We start from the raw sequence: 24,856 nt of genomic DNA, 5'->3' as shown, positions 1-24,856 counted from the left end.
TTCCGCGAGGAGAATGCGCATGGCTGTGGCGATCTGTGAGGTCGGACCGCGTGATGGGCTGCAGAACGAGCCGGAGGTGCTCGCTCCTGCCCTCCGCGCCGAGCTCGCCAACCGGATGGCCCGCACCGGCGTGCCCAGGGTCGAGGCGGCGAGCTTTGTCAACCCCGAGCGCGTGCCGCAGATGGCGGGCGCGGAGGACGTCCTCGCGGCGGTGCAGCCGAGCCCGACCCTGAGCCGGGCCGCATTGGTGCTCAACGAGCGCGGCTATCAGCGGCTCCGCGAAACCTCGTGCGAGGAGGTCCACATCGCGTTCTGCGTGACCGAGACCTTCAACCGACGCAACCAGGGTCACTCGGTGGCGGAGTCGCTGGCGCAGGCAGGGGCGATCGTCGCAGACGCGCACGAGGACGGTCGCCGGGCCACGGTCACCCTGGCTGCGTCGTTCGGCTGCCCCTTCGAGGGAGCCGTGGATCCGGCGATCGTGCTCGGACTCGCCGAGCAGCTCACCACCGCCGACGAGATTGTCTTCGCCGACACGATCGGCGTCGGCGTCCCGCGCCAGGTCCGCGCCCTGCTCGGTGGAGCGCGGCACCTGGGCACGCCGCTGGGTCTGCATCTGCACAACACACGCAACACCGGCTACGCCAATGCCTACACGGCCCTGGACGAGGGGGTAGCGCTTCTGGACGCCTCGGTCGGGGGCATCGGCGGTTGCCCGTTCGCGCCACGTGCCACCGGGAACATCGCGACCGAAGATCTGCTCTACCTGCTGGACCATGAGGGCGTGGACACCGGCATCGACCTCGATGAGGTCATCCGCGTCGCCGAGTGGCTGGAGACCGTCCTCGGCCGTCAGCTGCCCGGCCAGCTTTACCGCGCTGGTTCCTTCCCACCAGCCCTCTCATGACAGGGGGCGAGCAGGGTCGCTTCGCCTGGGACAGGTATGCCGCTGCGCGGCAGTTCGTCGTGGACGGTCGCGAGTAAATGCCTGGCTCGGAGAAGCTGAACCGAAGCGATCCCCGCACTTTCCAGCCGTCGGCGGCAACACAACGTGTCGAGAATGGGTCGTTTCTCGACGCCCGTCGACTGGTCGGCGAACCTGCAGGTCGACGCTGTCGGTAACACGCGTGGGACTGCCCAGAGTTCAGTTGACGCGTGTCGATAGGTGGGTCAGGCCGCGTGGGCGGTGTCGAGCAGTGTCTCGAACTCGATCGGGGTCAGTCGATCGGCGCCCGCCGGGGTGTGTTCATCCTGACCCGCTGCAGGCTGCACCGCCTGGCCCACGTCGACCGGGTCACCGGCGAGGCCGTACGCCGCTACCAACACCCGGACCCCGGGGATCTGCTCCACGTCGACGCCAAGAAGCTTGACAGCATCCCTGAGGGCGGCGGCTGGCCGTTCACCGTGCCGCTGATGTCGTTGACCACGACGCGTGCGCCGCGGGCGGCGAGGGCGTGGGCACGGCCGAGGCCTCCGCCCGCGCCGGTGACGACGGCGACGCGTCCGGCGAAGTCGAGTGGCATGTGTTGTTCTCCTTGGTCGGGAGCACCGCGTGGTCGGCGCCCTGGGGTGGGGGATGAGGCCGGGGGTGGGCGAGCGTGTCGCTTGCCCACCCCCGACTCGTGCTACCCGGCGGTGACCGTCAGTCGTCCGAGGGTGGTGGCGGCGTCCGGGTGGTCGGCGGGAACCACCGCGGAGGACAAAGCGGTCCAGCAGGATGGGCAGCTGTAATGCAGGAAGACCACCGGCGCGTCGACGTAGTCGCCAGCGGTCGCGATGATCTGCGGGCCGGCGTCCGTGGGAGCGCCGTCGTAGACCGCGAGTGCCAGCGGGCCGTCGGCGGGGTCGCCCAGGACCTCGCCGCAGTGTCCGCACGCGGCCGCGGACCCCATCTCGACGAGGTTGTCGTCGAACAACCGTCAAGATCAGGCCACCCCCTCACAACGGCAAGGCGGGGCTCGTCACCCGGCACCACGAGCACCTCCGCCGCTGGAGCCAACGAGGACCGTCACCCCGGGGACAACGTCAGTGGACGTCGCCACCCGGTTCAGCGCTGTCCGGCCCGGTGCAGCCGGCGCGTGAGTTCTCCTCGTCCCCCGCGGTCGCGGTCGGGGTCGAGGCCACCGCGGACGGCACGCTGATCCAGGTCGGCGGACCTCACCTGCTCGACCAGCACGGCGCCGCCGAGTTCGCGGTCGCGGACCAGTGGTGCCGCCAAGGGGCGATCGTCCTGCACGCCCTCGTCGACGGTGAGGTCATCGCGCGCTGCGACGGGAAGACGAGATCAGGCCAGCGTCCCGGAAGGCGGGCGAGGCCCTGCACGCCGTCGGCACGCAGGCGGTCATGATCACCGGGGACGCCAGGGCAGTGGCTGACACCGTCGCTGCCGACCTCGGCATCGACCGGGTCTTCGCCGGAGTCCGGCCTGAGGACAAGGCCGCCACGGTGGCCGAACTGCAGAGCCAGGGTCGTCGGGTCGCGATGGCCGGGGACGGCGTCACCGACGCTCCTGCCCTGGCTCAGGGCGACGGGGGTATCGCGATCGGGGCCGGGACCGATGTCGCGATCGGTTCCGCCGGTGTCATCCTCGCCTGGTCCGACCCGAGGTCGGTGCTGTCGGTGACGACCTGTCGCGCGCGACCTACCGGAAGATGAAGCAGAATTTGTGGTGGGCGGCCGGCTACAATCTGGCCTCTGTCCCGCTGGCGGCCGGGTCCTCGCTCCCGTCGGGTTCGTCCTGCCGATGAGCGTCGGCGCGATCCTGATGTCGGTCTCGACCGTCGTCGTCGCCCTCGACGCTCAGCTTCTTCGCCGTCTCGACCTGACGCCTGCGCGCAGCACGGCACGACTCGCCGGTGCCGACACCACCGAGTGCGGTGCCCGTGCAGCGGTCTGACCCCAAAGGCAATCGACCGACGTGGCCGGCGGGGCGAGGGCATGGCGGGACGGATGTGGATCCGATCCGGTCGTGCCCGCCGTCTACGGCAGGCCGGCTGTAGCGGCAGCGCGCGCGGGCCGGGCGATCACCCCGGTACCGTGACCGACATGGGCAACAGGCGAGAAGGGCTACAGCTGGTGCTGCTGGTCCTGCCTGTCCTGCTCGGCCTGATCGGGATGCACGCACTCGTCGCCCCGCCCCCCACGGCAGACACCGGGCACGGGGTGGCGGCGACAGCGCCGGGGCACAGCGACCATCGTGCCGTCGAGGCATCCGCGCCACCGGCAACGGTGGCAGTCGAACCTCCGATGCCGGCCGACCACGGCGAGCACGACGCCACCCACGCACTGCACCTGTGCCTGGCCGTGTTGGCTGCCACCGGGCTCGCCCTGCTCGCGGCGTGGCTGTTCCTCGGACGTCTGACGCTCCCGGTAGCGATCACCGCGGCCCGTCGGCGCCCCCGCAGCCGACCCGCGCAGCGGCCGCCGCCCGTTCCCAGACGACTCGCTCAGCTCTGCGTGTTGCGGACCTGATCGGCCCCCGGCGCGGAAGAGCGCCGGATCCCGGCCCCGATCACCCGTACTCGACACGGAGAGCCAGAACCACCCATGAAGATCACCAACGTGGCCACTGCGGCCACGACACTGACCGCTGCCCTCGTGCTGTCGGCCTGCGGCGGCGCAGAGCCCACCGGCAGCGCCGCGCCCACGGCCCCCGCCCCGACCAGCTCCGCTGCTCCGGGCGCGGCGATCTCGGCCGAGCACAACCAGGCCGACATCGCCTTCGCCCAGGGCATGATCCCGCACCACCAGCAGGCGGTGGAGATGTCGAAGCTGGCCGCCGACCGTGCCGGCAGTGACGACGTCCGCCGTCTCGCCACCGAGATCGAGCAGGCCCAAGGCCCGGAGATCGCGCAGATGCAGGCCTTCCTCACCACCTGGGGCGCTCCCGCATCCGGTGGTATGCCCGGGATGGACCAGGGCGGCATGTCCGGGATGGACCATGGCGGAACGGGCCAGGGCGGGATGGATCACGGCGGTATGGCCGGGATGATGACGCCTGACCAGATGCGCCGGCTCGAGCACGCCGACGGCGCCGACTTCGACCGCATGTTCCTCGAGATGATGATCGCCCACCACGAGGGTGCGGTGCAGATGGCCCAGACCGAACTCGCCGCCGGAGCCAATGCCGAGGCGAAGGCACTGGCCCAGCAGATCGTCGACGCTCAGCAGGCCGAGATCGGCCGGATGCGCCAGCTGCTCGGCTGACCGTCCGCCGTCCACGGGCGACGACGGCGACCACGAGCCGCACTCACCCTGACCGATACGGGTGGGGGACGGGCCGTGAATCGGTATATCCCCCACCCGTGTCGACGGCGGAGGCCCTCCGATGGTGAAGAGTGCGCGTCGGCCCGCTGCCCGAGATCCACTGTCCGCAATGGTCGCGGCCGCCAGGTCTGGACCCGGCCGTGCCTTCCTGCGCTGCCTGCTCGCCCGAGTCCAGATCGGAGACAACGTTCTTGGCCGCGTTCTACGTCGTAGACGACCTGGGTGATGAAGAACCTGCATCCGGCGTCCTGTTTCGCGAGCAGCCGTAGGTGTTCGTCGCCGCTGCGGGTGTGTCGTTCCGGGAGCGGGCAGCTCGACGGCCTCGGTGAGCGTGTGGGTTGACGAGTCGCGTACACATGCAGGAGGGGGATGAGCAGGTGCCGGGCAGGGGCGTCACCACGGTAGGGGCGGCCGGTGGCCCGGCCCAGGCCGACGACACCGCTGCGCAGCCGCTCCACGACCGCGACGCCGGTGACCGGGAACAGCGCCCGGTCCAGTGCCCGGTCCACCCACCGGTGAGCGACGGCCACCACGGTCCCCAGGGCGATGGCGATCGCCGAGACCACCAGCGCCGGGGTGACGCCGTGCCACACGGAGACGGCCGGGACCGCCGCCGGGGCCACCCCGAGAGCCGCGGCCGCCGAGGACCGCAGCGCGCCGTCGAGCAGCCAGACCGCCGGCCCGAGCAGGGCACCGGCGAGCGCGGTGACGGTGACCGTCCCGGCCATCGTCCGTGCACCGCCGGGAGGACCGAGCGCGGTCGTCGACCCGAACAACACGGAGAACACCATCCGTGCGCTGTAGGCGACGGTCAGCACCGCGGCGGCGCCGAGCCCGACGGCGGCGAGCAGTGCCGGGCCCCCGTCTCCGGACAGGGCGGCGTCGAGGACGTACTCCTTGGAGACGAAGCCCAGCGTCACCGGTACGCCGGCCATGCTCAGGGCGATCAGGGCGATCAGGGCGATCATCGTGGCGGTCCAGGGCATCGACCGGAACAGGCCGCGCAACTCACGCAGGTCGCGGGTCCCGGCGCGGCGCTCCACCAGCCCCACGGTCATGAAGCCGGCGGACTTGAACAGGGCGTGCGTGACGACTCGGGCGCTCGCGGCCAGCAGCGCGGTCGTGGTCCCGACGCCGATGACGGCCACGAGCAGACCGAGCTGGCTGATCGTGGAGTAGGCGAGCATCTCCTTGAGATCGCTGCGCTGCAACGCGAACACGCCGCCCAGCAGCGCCGTCACCACGCCGACCGTGACCAGCAGCCATGGCCACAGCGGCGACGCCGACGCCGCGCCGGCGAAGCGCATCAGGAGGTAGATGCCGGCCTTGACCATCGCCGCCGCGTGCAGGTAGGCGCTGACCGGGGCCGGGGCGACCATGGCGTCGGGCAGCCACGAGTGGAACGGGAACTGCGCCGCCTTGGTCATCGCGGCCACGGCGACCAGGACGGCGACGGCACCGGCGAACACCGGATCCAGCGTCCAGGCCGGGTCGGCGAGCGCGGCCGACAGCTGCGTGGTCCCGGTCCGCACCACGATCGCGCACACCGCACCCAGCAGCGCCAGGCCGCCGGCGACGGTCACCAGCAACGTGCGTGCCGCCGGCGCTCGCCCCGCAGGTCCCACCCGCAGGATCAGCAGATAGGAGCAGAGGGTGGTGACCTCCCACGCCACGAACAGCACGACCAGGTCGTCGGCGAGGACCAGGGTCAGCATCGCCGCGGCGAACGCGGTCATCAGCGCGAAGAAGCCGCCCGCCCGCTCCTCGGTGACATAGGAGGTCGAGTACGCCAGTACCACCGTGCCGACTCCGAGGACGAGCAGGGCGAACAGCCAGCCGAGCCCGTCCACACGCAGCCGCAGCGCGATCTCCAGCGAGGGGATCCACGGCACCGCCTCGGTGCGCGTGCCGGGTCCGCCGGTGGCGACGACGGCGGTCAGGGCCGTCAGCACCACGACGGCGAGCCATCCGCCGCGCGCCCCGACCCGGTTCGCGAGTACTGCGACCGCGGGAACGAGCAGCCACAGGGCCGCCAGAACACAGAACAACGACATCGGGGAAAGAGCTCCTCGCGCGAATTTCGGGCACAAGTATCAGGCGGAACCCGGAATGGGAATCGCCGACGTGTCGAAACATTGCAACCCGCGCACCGCGATGCTGCGCATGCGGTCAGTTCGCGGCGACATGCCGCCTGTCGGTGCGGAGTCGCGAGCTCAGGCGTCGGGAGCGACGCCGGCGAGGATGGCTCCCCACGACGAGGGATGACCATCGGTGCCCGGATGCGGCACGAGCCACTGCAGGGCTCGGAAGGCGCATCGAGTAATCACGCCCAAAGACTACGCGATTCTTGCGGCTGTCGTCGCGCTGGGCGGATGCGATCCACGCCACCGTTGTCGCCGCATGACGAAACAATTGCGACGACGATCCGTGCGCAGCGTCTTTGCGCGATCTTTACGGACCCCTCGTTCGCTCACGCGCCTCGACGTGCCTACGGTGGCCTCGGTGTGCCGGGAAGCCTGGTCGGCGAGCAGAGCACGCACGCTCGACGAAGGGCAGCCCCGCGATGGACATCTACCGCTCCGAACCCGGCCGTACCCTGCTGCGCGACTGGAGCAACCTGCAGATCAGCCGCCTTCTGCCCGACGCGCGTTGCCGGTGGATCGACACCCCCTTGGGGCCGACCCACCTCACGACCGTCGGTTCCGGGCCGGCCGTGGTGCTCCTGCCCGGTACGACCCTCGGCGCCGCTGCATCGGCGTACGTCGTGCGGGCTCTGGCCGCCGACCACCGGGTCACGGCAGTGGACGTCCCCGGGCAGCCCGGACTCAGCCACGGCGAGAGGCCCGCCGACGATCTCGTCGGCCGATATCGCGCCTGGATCGACGAGGTGCTGGCCGCGGTCGGGACCGAGCCGGCGACGATCGTCGGCGAGTCCCTCGGCGCCGCTATCGCGCTCTGCGCCGGGCCCGGCCCGGCGGTCGCCGGGCTCGTCCTCGTCGCCCCGGCCGGTCTGGTGCCCGCCCGGGTCACCGCGAGTCTGCGCCCGGCCCTGCCCTGGCTGTGGCATCCCACCGAGGCCCGCACCGAGCGGGTGCTGTCCTTCCTCTCCGGCGGTGCACCGCTGCCCGACCGGCGCCACCTCGTCGAGTGGATGACGCTGGTCCCCGAGCACACCCGCAGCTCGCTCGCGCCGGCACCCCTACCCAACGCGGTCCTCACCGCCTGGCGCGACATCCCGTGCGTCGTCCTGGCCGGCCGTCGCGACCCGATCTTCCCGGCGGAGGAGCTGACCCGCCCCGCCCGGATGCTGCTCGGGGCCCGCGTCGAGTTCGTCGCCGACGCGGGGCACCTGCTCGCCCACTCCCACCCCGACGCCGTCCGTCGCGGGATCACCGCGCCGGCCGGCCCCGGGTCGGGGTGAGACGGCTCAGAACTGCAGGCCCAGCGCCCATCCGCCGAGCAGGAACGCGAACCCGGTGATCAGCACGACCCCGACCACGTTGAGCAGCAGACCACCGCGGGCCATCTGGCCGATGGTGACCACACCGGACCCGAAGACGATGGCGTTGGGCGGGGTGCCGACCGGCAGCATGAACGCGCACGTCGCGGCCAGCGCCGCCGGGATGAGCAGCGTCATCGAGTCGGCGCCGATGCCGATCGCGACCCCGCCGAGCACCGGGATGAACGTCGCCGCCGTCGCGGTGTTGCTGGTGACCTCGGTCAGGAACAGCACGATCGTCACCACCGCCGCCACCAGCAGCAGGACCGGAAGTACACCGAGGCCGGCGACGCTGGTGCCGATGAACTCGTCGAGCCCACTGGAGGCGACCGCCCCGGCCAGGGCGAGCCCGCCCCCGAACAGCAGCAGCACGCCCCAGGGCAGTCCCGCCTGGGCGTCGGGCCAGGCCAGCAACATCCGGTACCCGCCGCGGCGGCCGGTCGCGGCCTCGTCGGGCGGGATGGTCGCGGAGGGCAGGAAGAACAGCGCGACACCCGCGGCGATCGCGATCGCGGTGTCGTTCAGCCCGCCCAGCCACGGCAGCGCGGCGTCCACGGCGTCGAACTCGGTGAGCAGGCCCGGCACGATCCACAGGAACGCCGCGGAGGCGAACACCGCGAGTACGCGCTTCTCGGCCGTACTGGCCGGGCCCATCTCCCGGAGCTGGTCGTCGATCATCTCCCGGCCGCCGGGGATCTCGGTCAGTGTGGTCCGGAACAGCACCCGGGTGATCAGCAGCCACGCGACGGTCACGAACACCACGACGATCGGGACCCCGAGCTGCATCCAGCCGACGAAGCTGATGTCGCGGTCGAGCTCGTCCTGTACGTAGCCGGCGACGATGGCGTTCGGCGGGCTGCCCAGCAGCGTTCCGAGTCCGCCGATCGACGAGGCCCACGCCACGGAGAGGATCAGCCCGATGCCGAACGAGCGCACAGCCGGGTCGCGGATGGTCTCACTGAGCGGGGCGCCGCGACGGACCTCGCCGCCGCCGCCCCCGGCACGCTCGGCGACCAGCGCCAGGACCGACAGCGCGATCGGCAGCATCATCAGTGTGGTCGCGGTGTTGGACACCCACATCGACAGGAACGCCGTCGCCACCATCATGCCGAGCACGATCCGGGTCGGTGTCGTGCCCACCGCCCGCAGCGTCAGCAGCGCGATCCGCCGGTGCAGGTGCCACTTCTGCATGGCGATCGCGATGAGGAACCCGCCCAGGAACAGGAAGACGATCGGGTCGCCGTAGCGGGCGGTCGTGTCGGCCACCGACACCACCCCGAACGCGGGGAACAGCACCACCGGCAGCAGCGCGGTCGCCGACAGCGGGATGGCCTCGGTGACCCACCACGTCGCCATCAGGACACCGATTGCCGCGACCATCCGCGCCTCGGGGGGCAGTTCCTGCGCCGCCCCGAGCAGCAGCCACGTCAGCAGGGCGAGCGCCACGCCGAGCAGACGCAGCGACCACGTCGCCCGCGGGGTTCTGCCGTCGGCGGCGGTCGCCGCTCCCGGAGCCTGAGGATCCGCCGTGGCCGTGCCGGGCTCGGGACCGCTGTCGTTCGTCGTCATCGTCGGAACCCCTGTGTCGTACGGCCGCTGTGCTGCGTCGCGGACCGTACCCGAATTATCCCCATTCGGGTCGTTTGTTCTCGTTCGAACGCATGACCGAGCGAACGGAGGAACGGCACGGGCTCGACGGCGTGGTACGTCGGGACGGCCACGACGCGGGTCACCCGGGCGGCGTCCATCGGGAATCCCTGCGATCGACGATGCCGTCACGGCACCTGCGCCCTGCGACCGCGGAACGGGGCCGCACCATGCCCGACCGGACCGCCTACGCGACGAGCAGTACCCAGGTCCGCCCCGGGTGCAGGGGCACCTCACGGCCGTCGGGCGCGGTCAGACGGGTGGGGTCGCCCACGGCGGGGCGGGACCACCGGGCGGGGAACGAACGGCCGTCACGCAGGACCTCGACATCGCCCGCGCCGACGGTGAGCGCGATCGGGGAGGCCGAGCCGGCGCTGTCCCGGACCGAGGACTCGACGACCCCCACCCGTTGCACGACCACCGTGTCCGCCCGCACCGGCCGCCGGTCCGGACCGGCGACGGCGATCTCCTCGCCGGTTGCGATCGTCCAGGCGTCGTCGGGTGCGCTCCAGGTGACGGTGACGGCGGTGGAACCCACCCGGACGGTGCGCTCCGGGGCGGGGGCACCCCCGTCCGGCGCGGGCCCGAAGCGCAGGCCGATGTCCTGGACCGGTCCCGCCTCCGGCACCCGGCCGCGGAGGTCCGCCAGGTCCACGTAGACGTTCACCGGCGCCGGCCGCCGGTCGTCACGCCGGAACGCCGCCGGGAACTCGCGGGGCACGGCCGGGACCAGCGGCGCGGCGACGATCTCGTCCATGACCGGCGGTGCGGCGCCGGAGAAGACGAGGGCCGGGCGGCCGTAGGCGCCGAGCACGCCCATGTCGGTCTCCCGGGCACTGCGCACCGGCCCCACCGAGCCCGGCAGCTGCGAGGCGAACACCGCGAGCAGCCGGGTGAGGCCGCCCTCGACCGGCTCGACGTAGACGACGTCGGCGAACTCGACGCCGTCCCACGGGCGCGCCTCCGCGGTGTTGTCGACCTTCACGGCGAACACTCTCGCTCCGGGCTCGGAGGGCAGCCCGGTCAGCGGGGACAGGAGCGGCGCCGGAGCGGTCGCCGGTGGCGGTACCGGCACGGACGGAGCGCATCCGACGGCGCCCACCAGCACCAGTCCGACGAGGGCCCTCACCGCCGGGTTCCCACGCACCGGCGCACCGTACTCCGCCACGTCGCGCCACGGCCGGTCGCACGCCAGGGCGCGAACCACACGGACCCGCTGGACCGCGACCACGGCGGACCCGGCCATGGCATACGACCTGGTGGCGTCACCGGAGGGCCGGGCGGCGGCCGCCGACCTGGAGAGCTCCGCCGACGGCGGAGCCACTCTGTTCGTCGCGCACGACTGACCCGCGGTCAGTAGAACCCGTCGCGGGTGGCGCCGAACCGGGCGCGCGAGGGCCGTCCGAGGCTCCGGCTCAGGCGTTCGGCCGTGGCCAGTACGTGCGGCAGGACGGTCTCGACCAGCCTCTCCGGTGAGCACCGGCCGACGCTGGTCGCGGACGCCAGCGCCGCGACGACCGCTCCCGTGTGGTCCCGCACCGGGACCGCCACGGCCATGAGGTCCGGGTCGAGCTCGCCGACGGCCAACGCCCAGCCCCGGGTATGCACCTCCCGGAGGATCCCGCGCAACGCCTTTGGATCGGTGACGGTCCGCGGGGTGCAGGCCGGGGGGGGCGCGGCGAGCACCCGGGCGATGGTCGGTTCCCCGGCCCAGGCCAGCAGGACCCGCCCCATCGCGGTCGCCGTGGCCGGGACCCGGGTGCCGGGGGAGACGTCGACCTGCAGGATCCGGCGTACCGGCACCCGGGCGACGTAGACGGCGTCCGTGCCGTCCAGCACGGTCAGCGAGGCGGACTCGTCGGTCTGCTCGGCCAGCTGCGTCAGGTAGGGGCGGGCGGCGTCGACGATCGAGTGCGTCGCGATGTACCGCTGTCCGACCGACAGCACGCGCGGCGTCAGCCGCCAGTGGCCGTGCGCCTGCTCGACGTAGCCGAGGTGCTCCAGGGTCAGCAGGATCCGCCGGACGGCGGGCCGGGACAGGCCGGTCGCCGCCGCCACGTCCGAGCTGGTCGGCCGGGGCCGGTCGGCGTCGAAGGCGAGCAGCACGGCGAAACCCCGCTCGATGCTCTGGATGCGGTCCCGAGCACCGGCACCGTCGGCCACGTCGGTCATTGGGACGGGATTCCTCTCAATTGATCGTGACCCGGTCCGTGCGGGCGCCGCAGGGGCGTTGACCAGCTCGAACCCACTCGACACAGTGGTCGTGAACGCAAAGCGGGCAGTGTGTACGCAGAGCGTACAGGGAGGAGCGATCGATGGCGATCGACCCGCGAGAGCTGCGCCGGTGCCTCGGGCACTTCGCCACCGGCGTCACCGTCATCACCTGCCAGGGGGCCGACGGCACGCCGCACGGCGCGACGGTGAACGCCTTCACCGCAGTGTCGCTCGACCCGCCGCTGGTGCTGGTGTCGCTGGACCGGCGGTCGCGCTTGTGCGCCCTGGTCGAACAGGAGCGGCGGCCGTTCACCGTGAACGTCCTCGCGTCGGGGCAGAAGGAGCTGGCGCTGCACTTCGCGGGCCGGCCGAACCAGGACGTCGCGTGGCTGCCCGACAGCGCGTGCGGTGCGCCGCGGCTCGACGGCGCCCTGGCGCACATCTCCTGCACCCCCTGGCAGGCCTACGACGGCGGTGATCACGTTCTCTATCTGGGCGAGGTCCAGGAGTTCCTGATCCACGACGGAGCCCCGCTCCTGTTCCACACCGGCCGGTTCCACCACCTCGGGGACGACCACGAGCCGGTCCTGTGGGGCGACTCGGCCGACGGCCCCGCGGGGCAGAGCTGGATCACCCCGGCCGCGGCCCGCTGACCACCCCCCCCGTCCATGACGCCGTGCGCACGCACGGCTCGCCCCCCCGAGCCCGAACGACAAAGGAGTCGATGATGACCCTGCAGCAGGATTCGGTCGCCACCCCCACCGACGCCGACGGCCGCGTCACCCGGCCGATGACCGGCGACGAGTACATCGAAAGTCTCAAGGACGACCGCGAGGTCTACCTCTACGGCGAGAAGGTCGCCGACGTGACCACGCACCCGGCGTTCCGCAACGCCGTGCGGATGACCGCGCGGCTCTACGACGCGCTGCACGACCCGACCCGGTCGGAGAAGCTGACCGTCCCCACCGACACCGGCAGCTCCGGGGTCACCCACCCGTTCTTCCGGACCCCGCACTCGGTCGAGGACCTCAGGAAGGACCGCGAGGCGATCGCCGAGTGGGCCCGGATGACCTACGGCTTCATGGGGCGCAGCCCCGACTACAAGGCCGCGTTCCTCGGCACCCTGGGCGCGAACTCCGAGTTCTACGACCCCTACGCCGCCAACGCCCGGCGCTGGTACGAGGAGTCGCAGGAGAAGGTCCTCTACTGGAACCACGCGATCATCAACCCGCCGGTCGACCGGCACCGCCCGCCGGACGAGGTCTCCGACGTGTTCATGCACGTCGAGGAGGAGAACGACAACGGCGTCGTCGTCTCCGGGGCCAAGGTCGTCGCCACCGGCTCGGCGATCACCCACTTCAACTTCCTCGCCCACTACGGCCTGCCGATCAAGAAGCGCGAGTACTCCCTGGTCTGCACCGTGCCGATGGGCGCGCCCGGGATGAAGCTGATCTGTCGCCCGTCCTACGCCCAGCAGGCCTCGATGATGGGCACCCCGTTCGACTATCCGCTCTCCTCGCGGATGGATGAGAACGACACGATCTTCATCCTCGACAAGGTGCTCATCCCCTGGGAGAACGTGTTCATCTACGGCGACGCGGAGAAGGCGTCGACGTTCTTCCCCGGGTCCGGCTTCCTGCACCGCTTCACCTTCCACGGCGTCACCCGGCTCGCGGTCAAGCTCGACTTCATCGCCGGCCTGCTGATGAAGGGCCTGGAGGTCACCGGCTCGAAGGACTTCCGCGGCGTGCAGACCCGGGTCGGCGAGGTCATCGCCTGGCGCAACATGTTCTGGGCGCTGTCGGATGCGATGTGCGCCAACCCCGACGAGTGGGTGGGCGGGGCGAAGCTGCCCAAACTCGACTACGGCCTGGCCTACCGCTGGTTCATGACCCTGGGCTACCCGCGGGTCAAGGAGATCATCATGCAGGACCTGGGCGCCTCGCTGATCTACCTGCCCAGCCACTCCGCGGACTTCCTCTCCCCGGAGGTCCGGCCCTACCTGGACAAGTACGTCCGCGGCTCGAACGGCTACGAGGCCGTCGACCGGGTCAAGCTCATGAAGCTGATCTGGGACTCGATCGGCTCGGAGTTCGGCGGGCGCCACGAGCTCTACGAGCGCAACTACTCCGGCAACCACGAGGGCGTGCGCGCCGAGCTCCTGTTCGCCGCCGAGGCGTCGGGCACCGCGTCGGCGATGAAGGGCTTCGCCGAGCAGTGCCTCGACGAGTACGACCTCAACGGCTGGACCGTGCCCGACCTGATCAACAACGACGACGTGCGGCTGTTCGGCCGCAGGGTCGCGGAGGGGGACGGGTCATGACCACCACCGACCAGGGCACCGCACCGTCGGGCGCCGAGCTCGCCGGGGCCAACGCCACCGAGTCCGCGCGCCTCGGTCTGTCCAGCACGCGGGAGACGCCCGGGACCGGCGCCGACGCCGACCGCGTCGCCGCCGTCGTGGGCGCCGCGCTGGAGGGGATCCGGGCGGCGATCCGCGACCACAAGGTGACCTACTCCGAGTTCGACGCGTTCAAGCGCTGGCTCATCGAGGTCTCCGACACCGGCGAGTGGCCGCTGTTCCTCGACGTCTACCTCGAGTTCGAGGTCGAGCGGGTGGCCGCCGAGTCCCAGCAGGGCTCGACCGGCACCATCCTCGGCCCGTTCTGGCTCGACGGCCAGGTCCGGCTGCAGTCCCCGGCGACCCTGCCGATGCGCGCGGACGAGCCCGGCACCCCGCTCGTCCTCGCCGGCCGTGTGACCGGCACCGACGGCACGCCGCTGCCCGGGGCGACGGTCGACATCTGGCACACCGACGACGAGGGCTGGTACTCCGGCTTCGCGGAGAAGCCCCCGGCCGGGAACCTGCGCGGCGTCGTCGCCTGCGACGAGCAGGGCCGGTTCGAGATCCACACCCGCAGGCCCGCCCCGTACACGATCCCGCTGGACGGCCCGACCGGGAAGCTCACCACGACCGCGGGATGGAGCCCGTGGAGACCGGCCCACCTGCACCTGCTGGTCTCCGCCCCCGGGCACCGCACGGTCACCACCCAGCTGTTCTTCACCGGTGACCCGTACCTGGACTCCGACGTCGCCTCGGCGACCAAGCCGGAGCTGGTACTCGACCCGCAGCCCACCGGCGACGGCGACGAGGTCCGCTCGGACCACGACTTCGTCCTCGAACCCGAGTAGTCCGAACGGGTGGGGTGGGCCCCGGCACGGGGCCCGCCCCACCCGTCGGCGCAACCGTGACGTGGAGGTCCCGGTCATGACCGCCGCCCAGGCACCCGACCGCACCCCGAGCCGGCCCGTCGTCCCGCTGTGGTGGGGCGTCGACGCCGTGCCCGACTCCTTCGGCCCCTGCGTGGTGACCGTCGGTGTCTTCGACGGCGTCCACCGTGGCCACCGCCGCCTCATCGACCACGCCCGGGCCGTCGGGCGGGAGCGGGGGCTCCCGGTCGTGCTGCTCACCTTCGACCCGCATCCGGCCCGCGTGCTCGGGGTCGACCGCGACACCGCCGTCCTGACCACCGTGGACCACCGCGCCGAGCTCGCGGCCGCCGCCGGTGTCGACGCGGTCTGCGTCCTGCGCTTCACCGCCGGGCTGGCCGCCCGGACCCCGGACGAGTTCGCCCGCGACGTCCTGGCCCGCGGGCTGGGGGCCGCGGCGGTCGTCGTCGGCGCGAACTTCACCTTCGGCGCCCGCGCGGCCGGCGACGTCACCACGCTGGCGACCCTGGGGACGGGGTTCGGCTTCACCACCCACGTGGTGCCGCTGGTGCGCGTGGTCGACACCCCGTGCTCGTCCACCCACGCCCGGCGGTGCATCCGGTCGGGCCGGCTCGACGCCGCGGCGCGGGCCCTCGGCCGCCCGCACCGGGTCGACGGCGCCCGCCGCGGTGACGTCGTCCGTCCCGAGCCCGGGACGGCGCTCCCACCGCCCGGCCGCTACCGCGGCCTCGTCGACGGCAGGACGGCCGACGTCGAGGTGCTGCCCGACGGGCGGGTGCGGATCGTCGCGGCCGCGGGGGACCTGCCGTCACCGGACGGTCCGGTCTCGGTCGTCTTCGCCGGGGACGGCGGCGCGCTCCGATGACCACCGCGGAGCAGCGCCTCGCCCGGCTGGAGGCCATCGAGGAGATCCGGGCCCTCGACGCGCGCTACTGCCGGGCCCTCGACGACGGCGACTGGGACACCCTGGTCTCGCTGTTCACCGACGACGGCGAGTTCGTCGGCCTCCGCCACGCACGGGGCCCGGTCGGTCTGCGCCGGTTCTTCGCCGGCCTGGCCCGTGAGGGGCTCACCTCGTTCTGGCACCACGTGTCCAACCTGGAGGTCGAGCTGGACGACGACGCCGTCGACGGCGAGCCCGCGGCGGCGCGTGTCCACTCGCTGCTGTGGCAGCCCTGCGTCCGCGACGGGGTGCCGCACGTGGCCGCCGGTCGCTACGACGACCGCGTCGTGCGCCTCGACGGTGAGTGGCGCTACCGGCGCAAACGTATCTCGTTCGACTACTTCGCGCCGCTCGCCGACGGCTGGGAGAAGGGCGTGTTCAGCGTCGAGGACGCCGCCGCGACCTTCCGGACGGGCGCGCCCGAACCGGAGGTCGAGTTCGTCCACGCCCCGATCGACCTCGCGCACCGGATCGACGGCCGCGAGGGTGCCCCCGTCCTCGTGCTCGGACCGTCGCTGGGCACCGACCTGCACCTGTTCGACGAGCAGGTCGACGCGCTGGCCGACGAGTTCCGCATCGTGCGCTACGACCTGCCCGGGCACGGTGCGAGCCCGGCACCCGCCGGGCCGTACACGATGGCAGGCCTCGCGCGCGACGTCGTCGCGCTGCTCGACCGGCTCGACATCGGCCGCGCCCACTACGCGGGGGTCTCGATCGGCGGCGCCATCGGCCAGCAGATCGCCCTCGACCACCCCGGCCGTCTCGAGACCCTCACGGTGATCGCCTCGGCCGCACGGTTCGCCGAACCCTCCAGCTGGCCAGCGCGTGCGCAGGAGGTCCGGGCGAAGGGGACGGCCGCGATGATCACGAGCCGGGCCGGGGTCTGGTTCACCCACGACTTCGTGCGCACCCGCAACGAGGAGGCCGTCCGCCTGCTGCGGATGCTCGGGGCGACCGACCCGGAGGGCTACGCCGGATGCTGCGAGGCGATCGGCGCCTTCGACGTCCGGCGACGGCTGCCGGAGATCACCGTCCCGACACTCGTGATCGCCGGTGGCGCCGACCCGGCCACACCGCCGGAGCTGGCGAAGATCGTCGCCCACGGGGTGGCGGACGGGCGCTACGTCGTCATCGACGGGGCCGCGCACCTCACCAACGTGGAGGCGGCCGAGCGGGTCACCGGACTGGTGCGGAGCTTCGCCGCCGGCCCGCGCGGCGGCGCCGCCCCGACACCGGGCGGAGGAGAGGCCCGAGGAGGTCGGCGCGCGAGCCACTCCTGATCGTGGGCGGGTCCGGTCGCCGGAGCGGCACGGCCGGGAGCCGACGGCGGTCCGTGCCCGCCACGCCGCCCCTCCCGCTGCTCAGCCCGCCCGCAGCGGTTCGTTGCGGTCGACGGTCCAGGCGACCATGGCGCTGTCGAGGTAAGCGCGGACCTCCACGATCCGGGCGCCGGGCCGGGCCGATCGAACCGGCGGGCCCGGCGGTAGCCGTTGTCGAACGGCGCCCCGTCGAGGGTCACCGAGGTCGCGCGCAGCTCGGCGACGGTGATCTCCCCGGCGACGTGGAGGTGGCTGACCTCGAGGCGGATCCCGTCCCGCATCAGCGGTCCGGGTCCGCCGTGACCGGCGTTGTCGCTGTCCGGGGTCAGGCCGCGGCGAGCCGGTCGGCCAGCTCGCGGCACACCTCGTCCAGGGTCGCCAGCCCGGCGGCCACCGCGGGCCGGTGCCGCGCACCGGCGCGGACCGCGGCGACCACCCGGCGGATCGGCACCGGCGGCGTGCCGATCCGGATCCGCCGGGTCTCGTGACGGGCTGGGACGTCGGCCAGGCGGGGGACCAGCGCGACGCCGAACCCGCGGGAGACGAGCGCGGCGCCGGTGTCCCACTCGTCGGCGTGGTGGGCGATGTCGGGCGCGAACCCCGCGCCGGCGCAGGCCATCGTCACGAGCTGGTGGTAGGCCCGTCCCGGATTGCTGCAGATCCACCGCTCCGCGGCCGTGTCGGCCAGCGCCACGTCCGCGCGCCCGACCAGCGGGTGGTCCGGGCCGACCAGCAGGTCCAGCGGCTCGTCGAACAGGGTCCGCTGGTCGAACGCCGGGTCGGTCACCGGCGGGAGGCTCGACGTCGCGACGACCACCACGATGTCGGTGTCACCCGCGGCGAGCAGGTCGAACGCCCGCGCCGGCTCGCACTCCCGCAGCTGCAGCTCCCACCCGGGGTGGGCGGTGCGCAGCCGTCCCAGCACCTCCGGCACGACGGCCGCCGCCGCGGTGGAGAACCCGCAGAACCGCAGCGCCCCGCCGGTGTCGCCGTCGCGGTGGGCCGCGAGGTCGGCCTGCGCCCGTTCCCACTGCGCCCGCAGGGTCTCGCCGTGCGTCAGCAGGGTCCGCGCCGCGGCGGTCAGGCGCACGCGTCGTCCGTCGGGTTCGAGCAGCGTCACCCCGAGCTCGCGGGACAGCGCCTGCATCTGGTGCGACGCCGCCGACGGCGTCATCCGGCACACCTCGGCCGCCGCGGTCACCGTCCCGTGCCGGGCGATCGCGGTCAGCACCCGCAGCCTCCGATCGATCATTCGCAGAACGTACAAGATTCCGGGTCCGATTCTGCGATGGACCTGAACGGTTTCCGGCGCCCACCCTGTCGTCGTCAGCACACCGCGCAACGGCAGGAGCACGACGGATGGGTGCGTACCGCGCGATCGTCATCGGCCTCGGGGGGCTCGGCTCGGCCGCGCTGCACCGGCTCGCCACCGAGCTCGGTCCGGGGGTCCTGGGTCTGGAGCAGTTCGCGCTCGGCCATCACCGGGGCGCGTCCCAGGACCACTCCCGGATCATCCGGCTCGCCCAGCACCAGGACGCCTACGCCGCCCTGGCCGCACCCGCCTACCGGGCCTGGGCCGCCGTCGAGGAGGAGTCCGGCCAGCGGCTCGTCACCCGCACCGGCGGGCTGGTGATCGAGGACCGGGTCGCCCGGGCGGGCACCGCGACCGGCACCCGGAACATCGAGGGATACACCGCGCTGTTCGACCGCCACGGCGTCGCGTACGAGCTGCTCGACGCCGACGCCCTCACGGGGCGCTGGCCCCAGTTCCGGACCTCCGGTGGCGAGCAGGCCCTGTACCAGGAGGACTCCGGCATCGTCGACGCCGCGCGGGCGAACGCGGTGCACGTCGCGCTGGCCCGGGCGCACGGCGCCGAGGTCCGACCGCACACCCCGGTCCGGTCGATCCGGGCCGACGGCGGCGGGGTCGCGGTCGTCACCGACGGGGGCACCCTGCACGCCGACCGCGTCGTACTGGCCGCCGACGCCTGGACCAACCAGCTGCTCGCCGGGGTCGGGCTGCGGCTGCCGCTGACCGTGCTGCGCGAGCAGGTCACCTACTACGCGACCCCGCATCTGGCCGAGTTCTCGCCCGGCCGGTTCCCGGTGTTCATGTGGCACGGCGAGCACAACTTCTACGGCTTCCCGGTGTACGGCGAGGTCGCGACCAAGCTCGGCCAGCACATGGGCGGCGAGGAGACCACCGCCGACGGCCGCTCGTTCGACCCCGACCCGGTCCGCCGCGAGCGCTACGACGCCTTCCTCGCCCGGCACCTGCCGCGGTTCCGCGGTCCGGAGCTGTACTCGAGGACCTGTCTCTACACCGTCCCGCCGGACCAGGACTTCGTCCTCGACACCCTGCCCGGCACCCCGCAGGTCGTCGTCGCCATCGGGGCGGGGCACGCGTACAAGTTCGCCGCGCTGATCGGTGGGCTGCTCACCGACCTCGCTCTCGGGAAGGAGCCGGCGCATCCGGTCGACGCCTTCTCCGTCACCCGGCCCGCGCTGACCGACCCCGCCTTTCCGCGCAGCTTCCACACCTGAGCCCGTCCGTCCCGCGACGAGAGGAGACCCCCGTGAGCATCGACCTCCCGGTCACCCCGGGCCCGGCGCCCGCCCCCCACGACGCCCTGCCCGCCCGGCCGGTCGACCCCGCCACGTTCGGCGACGAGGCCACCTACCGGCACACCCGCCTCCCCGTGGACCAGGCGTCGACCCTGCTGCCCGACGCCTACACCTCACCGGAGTTCTTCGCCCTCGAACGGGAGCGGGTGTTCGCGACCGGCTGGGTCGCGGTCGGCCTCACCGCCGACGTCGACCGGCACGGCGCCTGCGTCGTCGTCGAGGTCGCCGGGCGGTCGGTGATCGTCACCCGCAACCGGCACGGCGAGCTGCGCGCCTTCCACAACGTCTGCCGCCACCGCGCCACCCGGCTGCTCGACGCCGGGGCCCGCGAGGTCGGCAGGCGCGGCCGCATCCGCTGCCCGTACCACAGCTGGACCTACGACACCGACGGCGCGTGCCTGGGCACCCCGCTGTTCGAGGGCTCCGACGTCCCGGCCGGGCAGGAGCCCGTGTTCGACACCTCGGTCGCCACCGGCTTCGACCGCGCCGACCAGGCGCTGCTCCCCGTCGCCGTCGACAGCTGGGGGTTCCTGCTGTTCGTCCACCTCGGCCGCGACCCGGGCCCGCTGCGCGAGCAGCTCGGCGACCTGCCCGCCCGGTTCGCCGGCCACCAGCTGGAGGCCTGGTCGCCCCGCCGTCGCCGCCGCTACGACGTCGCGGCCAACTACAAGCTCGTCGGCGAGAACTTCATGGAGTACTACCACCTGCCCTGGGTGCACCCCGAGCTCAACCGGGTCTCGCGGTTCTCCGACCACTACCGCTGGCAGGGCCCCGGCATGTACACGGGCATGTGCACCACCCCGGTGTCGCGCAACACCGAGGCCGGCGGCTGGGACGGCCCGGCGCCGCTGAGCACGCTCGGCCCCGGCGACGCGGACAGCGGCCGCTTCGTCTGGCTGTTCCCCAGCTGCGCGCTGGTGGTCCTGCCCAACCACGCCTTCGTGCTGCTCAACCGCCCGGTGGCGGCCGGCCGGACGGAGGAGACCGCGGTGCTGCTCACCCACCCCGAGTTCGTCGACGACGAGGACGGCCGCGCGGGGCTCGACCAGCTCGAGGCGTTCTGGGACCTGGTCAACCGCCAGGACCTGGAGATCGTCGAGCGGGTCCAGCAGGGCCTGGTGGACCCGGCCTTCCGCGGCGGCCGGATGTGCTTCCGCTTCGAGGAGCCCGTCCACCGCTTCCAGAACATGGTCGTCGACCGGATGGTCGGCCTCGACCGGGTCCCGGCCGGCGACGACGTCACCGCCGTGCGGATGTTCCCCGACCCGAACACTGTCGTCTGATACCTGTCGTGTGACAGCTATTGGGTGTACCGTGACGGCGTGGACGACGACCAGGAGACCCGGCTGTTCGAGCTGGCCGACCGCATCCTCGCGGTCGGAAGGCTCATCCACGCGTCGAAGGAGCCCGCGTTCGCCGGGCAGAGCTGGACCCCGCTGGAGAGCGCGGTGATGCGCGTGGTCGACCGGGAGTCGGGCATCACCGCCGGTGCCGTCGCCCGGGCGACCCGGCTGATCTCCAGCAACACCAGCCGGGCGCTGCGCAACCTCGAGTCCAAGGGCCTGGTGCGGCGCGTGTCCGACCCCGACGACGCGCGCCGGGTCCGGCTGTACCCGACCGACCGCGCCGAGCAGAACCTGCGCGAGCTGCGTCGCATCTGGAGCGAGCTGCTCGACGGGGTCGCCGACGACCCCGCGGGGATCGACGCGGCCGTCGTCCTGCTGCGCCGGATCGAGAACGGGCTCGCCGGCGACCCCCGCACCGACACCCAGGAGCAGACATGACCGACCGCACCGCACTCGTCGTCGGGGCCTCGCGCTCACTGGGGCTCGCCCTGGCGGGCGAACTCGCCGAGCGGGGGTTCGACGTCGTCGCCACCGTGCGTGGTGAGACCCCGGAGGCCCTCGCGGCACTCGCCGACCGGACCGGGCGGGTGACCGTCGAGCACCTCGACATCACCGACACCGGGCAGATCGACGCGCTGCGCGAGCGGCTCGGCGACCGCCGGATCGACCTGCTGTTCGTCAACGCCGGCATCACCGACGCCGACGTGCCGGCCGCCCAGGTGCCCACCGAGGTGTTCGTCGAGGTCATGGTGACCAACGCGCTGAGCCCGATGCGGGTCGTCGAGGGGCTCGCCCCGCTGGTCCCGCCCACCGGCACGATCGGGGTCATGTCGTCGCGGCAGGGCAGCATCGGGTTCAACACCCGGGGCGGGCACGAGGTCTACCGGGCGAGCAAGTCCGCGCTCAACCAGCTCATGCGCAGCTACGCCGCCCGGACGGCGCAGGACCCGCGCACCCTGCTGCTCCTGCACCCGGGGTGGGTGCAGACCGAGCTGGGCGGCCCCGGGGCCCGGCTGACCGTCGCGGAGAGCGCGCGCGGGGTGGCCGAGGTCCTGGTGGGCCACGCGCACGACGGCGGCCTGCAGTTCCTCGACCACACCGGAGCGGTCGTCCCCTGGTGAGCCCCGGCACGCCTCACGGTCAGGACAGGTGCGACACCTCCGGCCGGGACTTGTGGCCGTCGTCGTCGCCGACCGCTCCCTGGGCGCCCCGCGGGTCGCACTCCTCGCTCCCGGCCACGCCGAGCCGGACCACCACCGACTTCGACGCCGGCTGGTTGCTCTTCAGCGCGGTGGCGTCGAGCGGGACCAGCGGGTTCGTCTCCGGGTAGTACGCCGCCGCGGTACCCCGCGGGACGTCGTAGGCCACCAGGCGGAAGTCGGACGCGCAGCGCACGTGCTCGTCGCCCTCCCAGCGCGTGATCAGGTCCACGTGGTCGCCCTCGGAGTACCCGAGCGCCGCGATGTCCTCGCGGTGGCAGAACACGACCCGGCGCCCACCCTCGATGCCGCGGTAGCGGTCCGACAGGCCGTAGATGGTGGTGTTGAACTGGTCGTGGCTGCGCAGGGTCTGGAGCAGCAGGTGCCCGTCGGGCACCTCGAGCACCTCGATCGGCGACACCGCGAACTCGCCGCGCCCGGACCCGGTCTCGAAGGTCCGCGAGTCCCGCGGCGGGTGCGGCAGCACGAACCCACCGGGGCGACGGACGTTCACCTCGTAGCTCTCGCAGCCGGTCACGACGCGGGAGATGTGGTCGCGGATGCGGCGGTAGTCCCCGCGCATCGCCGCCCAGTCGATGCCGTACCGGTCGCCCAGGGTGGCCTCGGCGATCCCGGTGATGATCGCGACCTCGGAGCGCAGGTGCGGGCTCGCCGGCGGCAGCGGGCCGCGGGACGAGTGCACGGAGCACGTGGAGTCCTCGACCGAGACGAACTGCGGTCCGGACTCCTGGACGTCGCGCTCGGTCCGGCCCAGGGTGGGCAGGATCAGCGCGGTCCGGCCGCCGTGCAGGTGCGACCGGTTGATCTTCGTCGAGATCTGCACGGTCAGCCGGGTGCCGGTCAGCGCCGCGGTCGTGACGTCGGTGTCCGGTGCGGCCTGCAGGAAGTTGCCGCCGAGGCCGACGAAGACCTTGACCTTCCGGTCACGCATGGCCCGGATGCTGTCGACGGTGTCCAGGCCGTGCTCACGGGGCGGGTCGAACGCGAACTCGGCCTGCAGGGCGTCGAGGAAGGAGTCCGGGACGCGCTCCCAGATGCCCATCGTCCGGTCGCCCTGGACGTTGGAGTGGCCGCGGACCGGGAAGAGCCCGGCGCCCGGACGGCCGATGTTGCCCTGGGCCAGGGCGACGTTGACGACCTCCTTGATCGTCGCGACGCCGTTGCGGTGCTGGGTCAGACCCATCGCCCAGCAGAAGACGGTCTTGCGCGAGTCCCGCAACAGGGCCGCGGCCCGGGTGATGTCGGCCCAGGACAGCCCGGTGGACCGGGTGACGGCGTCGCGATCGATCGAGGCGACGTGGTCGCGCCAGGCGTCGAAGCCGCTGGTGTGCCGGTCGAGGAACTCGTGGTCCAGGGCGTCCCACTCGACGAGCAGTGAGCCGATGGCCTGGAACAGCGCCAGATCGCCGTTGACCCGGACCGGCAGGTGCAGGTCGGAGATGTCGGTGCCGCGTCCGAGCACCCCCTGGGGGGTCTGCGGGTTCTTGAACCGCATCAGCCCGGCCTCGCGCAGCGGGTTGATCGTGAGGATCGTGGCGCCGTTGCGCTTGGCGTGCTCGAGCTGGGTCAGCATCCGCGGGTGGTTGGTGCCCGGGTTCTGCCCGGCGATGACGATCAAGTCCGCCTCGAGCAGGTCGGGCAGCGTCACGCTGGCCTTGCCGATCCCGATCGACTCCTGCAGGGCGATCGAGGTCGACTCGTGGCACATGTTCGAGCAGTCCGGCAGGTTGTTGGTCCCGAACGCCCTGGCGAAGAGCTGGTAGACGAACGCGGCCTCGTTGGACGCCCGGCCGGAGGTGTAGAAGGTGGCCTCACCGGGGCCGTCCAGGGCGTTCAGCTCGTCGCCGATCAGCCGGAACGCCGCGTCCCAGCCGATCGGCTCGTAGTGGGTCCCGCCCGGTCGCCGGACCATGGGATGGGTGATCCGGCCCTGCTGGCCGAGCCAGTACTCCGACCGCTCGTCGAGCTCGGCGACGCTGTGGCGGGCGAAGAACTCCGGGGTCGCGCGCCGCGTCGTCGCCTCCTCGGCGATCGCCTTCGCGCCGTTCTCGCAGAACTCGGCCACCGAGCGGTGCCCGGGGTCGGGGTCCGGCCAGGCGCAGCTGGTGCAGTCGAAGCCCTCGGCCTGGTTCAGCTTGAGCAGCGTGCGCGCGGTGCGGGACGGTCCCATCCGCTCCAGCGACCGCTTCATCGACACCGCGACGGCCGTCGCCCCGACGGCGTGGTCCTCGGGCGTGCCGACCTCCAGGTCGGCCTCCGAGTAGTCGTCGCTGTGTCCGTCCATGGGGCTACCTCCGCGTTCGACGACCGTCGGGCGGCGCCCCCGTCGGGGGCGCGCCCGCTGTGGACGCGCTACCCGGCTGGAGCGATCCCAACCGTCCACGACCCGATCGGGGCCGGACCGGTGGCGTGCGCCGGGGCCGACCCGGGGAAGAGGATCACGCAGGGTCACCGGTCGGCGGTCCGTCGACCACCGGTCGTCCCGGTCGCCGCGCCCGGCGTCCCCGGTCGCCCGGTTGTCGTGGCGGGCAAACGGATCCGCCTCG

Annotated in this window: 23 protein-coding genes and 1 pseudogene; 16 read left to right on the top strand and 8 right to left on the bottom strand. The window is 72.8% G+C overall.

The features are described from left to right. Positions 1-19 precede the first annotated feature (19 nt). Both MTO91_RS19795 and MTO91_RS19790 read left to right on the top strand, forming a co-directional pair. Complete coding sequence (locus MTO91_RS19795; RefSeq protein WP_476652240.1) at positions 20-907, top strand: hydroxymethylglutaryl-CoA lyase; 888 nt, start codon at positions 20-22, stop codon at positions 905-907. 341 nt (positions 908-1,248) lie between these two features. Further along, a pseudogene (locus MTO91_RS19790) lies at positions 1,249-1,392 on the top strand (IS481 family transposase); the annotation flags it as partial. A gap of 233 nt (positions 1,393-1,625) precedes the next feature. Here the strand turns inward: MTO91_RS19790 and MTO91_RS19785 are convergent. Both MTO91_RS19785 and MTO91_RS19780 read right to left on the bottom strand, forming a co-directional pair. Next, positions 1,626-1,916 (bottom strand): hypothetical protein, encoded by a 291-nt coding sequence (locus MTO91_RS19785; RefSeq protein WP_350589151.1) that lies wholly within the window; start codon positions 1,914-1,916, stop codon positions 1,626-1,628. Between the two features lie 131 nt (positions 1,917-2,047). Continuing rightward, complete coding sequence (locus tag MTO91_RS19780) at positions 2,048-2,218, bottom strand: hypothetical protein (protein ID WP_246352717.1); 171 nt, start codon at positions 2,216-2,218, stop codon at positions 2,048-2,050. Between the two features lie 47 nt (positions 2,219-2,265). Between MTO91_RS19780 and MTO91_RS19775 the strand changes: the two genes are divergently transcribed. From MTO91_RS19775 to MTO91_RS19760, 4 genes are all read left to right on the top strand, one after another. Next, positions 2,266-2,655: an HAD-IC family P-type ATPase gene (locus MTO91_RS19775; RefSeq protein WP_343935656.1), complete on the top strand. Its 390-nt coding sequence runs from the start codon at positions 2,266-2,268 to the stop codon at positions 2,653-2,655. A gap of 88 nt (positions 2,656-2,743) precedes the next feature. Continuing rightward, a complete protein-coding gene (locus MTO91_RS19770) occupies positions 2,744-2,896 on the top strand; it encodes a hypothetical protein (protein WP_350589153.1) in 153 nt (50 codons plus the stop codon). Between the two features lie 149 nt (positions 2,897-3,045). After that, positions 3,046-3,471, top strand: a complete 426-nt coding sequence (locus MTO91_RS19765) for a DUF6153 family protein (RefSeq protein WP_357439545.1) — start codon at positions 3,046-3,048, stop codon at positions 3,469-3,471. Positions 3,472-3,546: 75 nt separating this feature from the next. Beyond that, positions 3,547-4,206, top strand: coding sequence for a DUF305 domain-containing protein (locus tag MTO91_RS19760; RefSeq protein ID WP_405415796.1), 660 nt, complete (start codon positions 3,547-3,549; stop codon positions 4,204-4,206). On the opposite strand, the gene MTO91_RS19755 is transcribed toward MTO91_RS19760, so the two are convergent. Next, a complete protein-coding gene (locus MTO91_RS19755; protein WP_476652239.1) occupies positions 4,164-6,320 on the bottom strand; it encodes a proton-conducting transporter transmembrane domain-containing protein in 2,157 nt (718 codons plus the stop codon). The two genes, MTO91_RS19760 and MTO91_RS19755, sit on opposite strands and share 43 nt — an antisense overlap. A gap of 509 nt (positions 6,321-6,829) precedes the next feature. On the opposite strand from MTO91_RS19755, the gene MTO91_RS19750 reads away from it, so the two are divergent. After that, positions 6,830-7,687 carry an alpha/beta fold hydrolase gene (locus tag MTO91_RS19750; RefSeq protein WP_357439536.1) on the top strand — a complete coding sequence of 286 codons (858 nt, stop codon included), beginning with the start codon at positions 6,830-6,832 and terminating at the stop codon, positions 7,685-7,687. 6 nt (positions 7,688-7,693) lie between these two features. Here MTO91_RS19750 and MTO91_RS19745 read toward each other — a convergent pair whose 3' ends face one another. From MTO91_RS19745 to MTO91_RS19735, 3 genes are all read right to left on the bottom strand, one after another. Beyond that, positions 7,694-9,334, bottom strand: a complete 1,641-nt coding sequence (locus MTO91_RS19745) for an SLC13 family permease (protein WP_350589158.1) — start codon at positions 9,332-9,334, stop codon at positions 7,694-7,696. Positions 9,335-9,599: 265 nt separating this feature from the next. Next, on the bottom strand, positions 9,600-10,559 hold the full coding sequence (locus tag MTO91_RS19740; RefSeq protein ID WP_476652238.1) for a DUF3048 domain-containing protein: 960 nt from the start codon (positions 10,557-10,559) through the stop codon (positions 9,600-9,602). A gap of 206 nt (positions 10,560-10,765) precedes the next feature. Continuing rightward, the gene (locus MTO91_RS19735) at positions 10,766-11,584 is read right to left on the bottom strand and encodes an IclR family transcriptional regulator domain-containing protein (protein WP_476652237.1); all 819 of its coding nucleotides are present in this window, start codon (positions 11,582-11,584) and stop codon (positions 10,766-10,768) included. Between the two features lie 143 nt (positions 11,585-11,727). On the opposite strand from MTO91_RS19735, the gene MTO91_RS19730 reads away from it, so the two are divergent. From MTO91_RS19730 to pcaD, 5 genes are all read left to right on the top strand, one after another. Continuing rightward, positions 11,728-12,279 carry a flavin reductase family protein gene (locus tag MTO91_RS19730; protein WP_073577353.1) on the top strand — a complete coding sequence of 184 codons (552 nt, stop codon included), beginning with the start codon at positions 11,728-11,730 and terminating at the stop codon, positions 12,277-12,279. Between the two features lie 74 nt (positions 12,280-12,353). Beyond that, the gene (locus MTO91_RS19725) at positions 12,354-13,949 is read left to right on the top strand and encodes a 4-hydroxyphenylacetate 3-hydroxylase family protein (protein WP_476652235.1); all 1,596 of its coding nucleotides are present in this window, start codon (positions 12,354-12,356) and stop codon (positions 13,947-13,949) included. Beyond that, positions 13,946-14,818 carry a dioxygenase family protein gene (locus MTO91_RS19720; protein ID WP_476652234.1) on the top strand — a complete coding sequence of 291 codons (873 nt, stop codon included), beginning with the start codon at positions 13,946-13,948 and terminating at the stop codon, positions 14,816-14,818. Before MTO91_RS19725 ends, MTO91_RS19720 begins: the two co-directional genes overlap by 4 nt. A 76-nt stretch (positions 14,819-14,894) precedes the next feature. Further along, on the top strand, positions 14,895-15,722 hold the full coding sequence (locus MTO91_RS19715) for an adenylyltransferase/cytidyltransferase family protein (RefSeq protein WP_476652233.1): 828 nt from the start codon (positions 14,895-14,897) through the stop codon (positions 15,720-15,722). Next, positions 15,719-17,080 carry a 3-oxoadipate enol-lactonase gene (gene pcaD, locus MTO91_RS19710; protein ID WP_476652232.1) on the top strand — a complete coding sequence of 454 codons (1,362 nt, stop codon included), beginning with the start codon at positions 15,719-15,721 and terminating at the stop codon, positions 17,078-17,080. The genes MTO91_RS19715 and pcaD overlap by 4 nt, the downstream gene beginning before the upstream one ends. 364 nt (positions 17,081-17,444) lie before the next feature. On the opposite strand, the gene MTO91_RS19705 is transcribed toward pcaD, so the two are convergent. Next, a complete protein-coding gene (locus MTO91_RS19705) occupies positions 17,445-18,371 on the bottom strand; it encodes a LysR family transcriptional regulator (RefSeq protein WP_476652231.1) in 927 nt (308 codons plus the stop codon). Positions 18,372-18,478: 107 nt separating this feature from the next. Here MTO91_RS19705 and solA point away from each other — a divergent pair, with 107 nt between their 5' ends. The 4 genes from solA to MTO91_RS19685 are packed head-to-tail and all read left to right on the top strand — an operon-like array spanning position 18,479 to position 22,211. Next, positions 18,479-19,663, top strand: coding sequence for an N-methyl-L-tryptophan oxidase (gene solA, locus MTO91_RS19700; RefSeq protein WP_476652230.1), 1,185 nt, complete (start codon positions 18,479-18,481; stop codon positions 19,661-19,663). Between the two features lie 32 nt (positions 19,664-19,695). After that, entirely contained in the window at positions 19,696-21,027 is a 1,332-nt protein-coding gene (locus tag MTO91_RS19695) for an aromatic ring-hydroxylating oxygenase subunit alpha (RefSeq protein WP_476652229.1), read from the top strand. Positions 21,028-21,066: 39 nt separating this feature from the next. Beyond that, positions 21,067-21,528 (top strand): MarR family winged helix-turn-helix transcriptional regulator, encoded by a 462-nt coding sequence (locus tag MTO91_RS19690; RefSeq protein ID WP_476652228.1) that lies wholly within the window; start codon positions 21,067-21,069, stop codon positions 21,526-21,528. Further along, positions 21,525-22,211 carry an SDR family oxidoreductase gene (locus tag MTO91_RS19685; protein ID WP_073577358.1) on the top strand — a complete coding sequence of 229 codons (687 nt, stop codon included), beginning with the start codon at positions 21,525-21,527 and terminating at the stop codon, positions 22,209-22,211. Before MTO91_RS19690 ends, MTO91_RS19685 begins: the two co-directional genes overlap by 4 nt. A gap of 19 nt (positions 22,212-22,230) precedes the next feature. Here MTO91_RS19685 and MTO91_RS19680 read toward each other — a convergent pair whose 3' ends face one another. Beyond that, positions 22,231-24,594 (bottom strand): FdhF/YdeP family oxidoreductase, encoded by a 2,364-nt coding sequence (locus tag MTO91_RS19680; RefSeq protein WP_476652227.1) that lies wholly within the window; start codon positions 24,592-24,594, stop codon positions 22,231-22,233. Positions 24,595-24,856 lie beyond the last annotated feature (262 nt).

The sequence above is a fragment of the Pseudonocardia sp. 2-7 genome (genome assembly GCF_056341085.1).
Note: the sequence above shows the minus strand (reverse complement) of the source record. Positions and strands in the feature narration are given on the sequence as shown.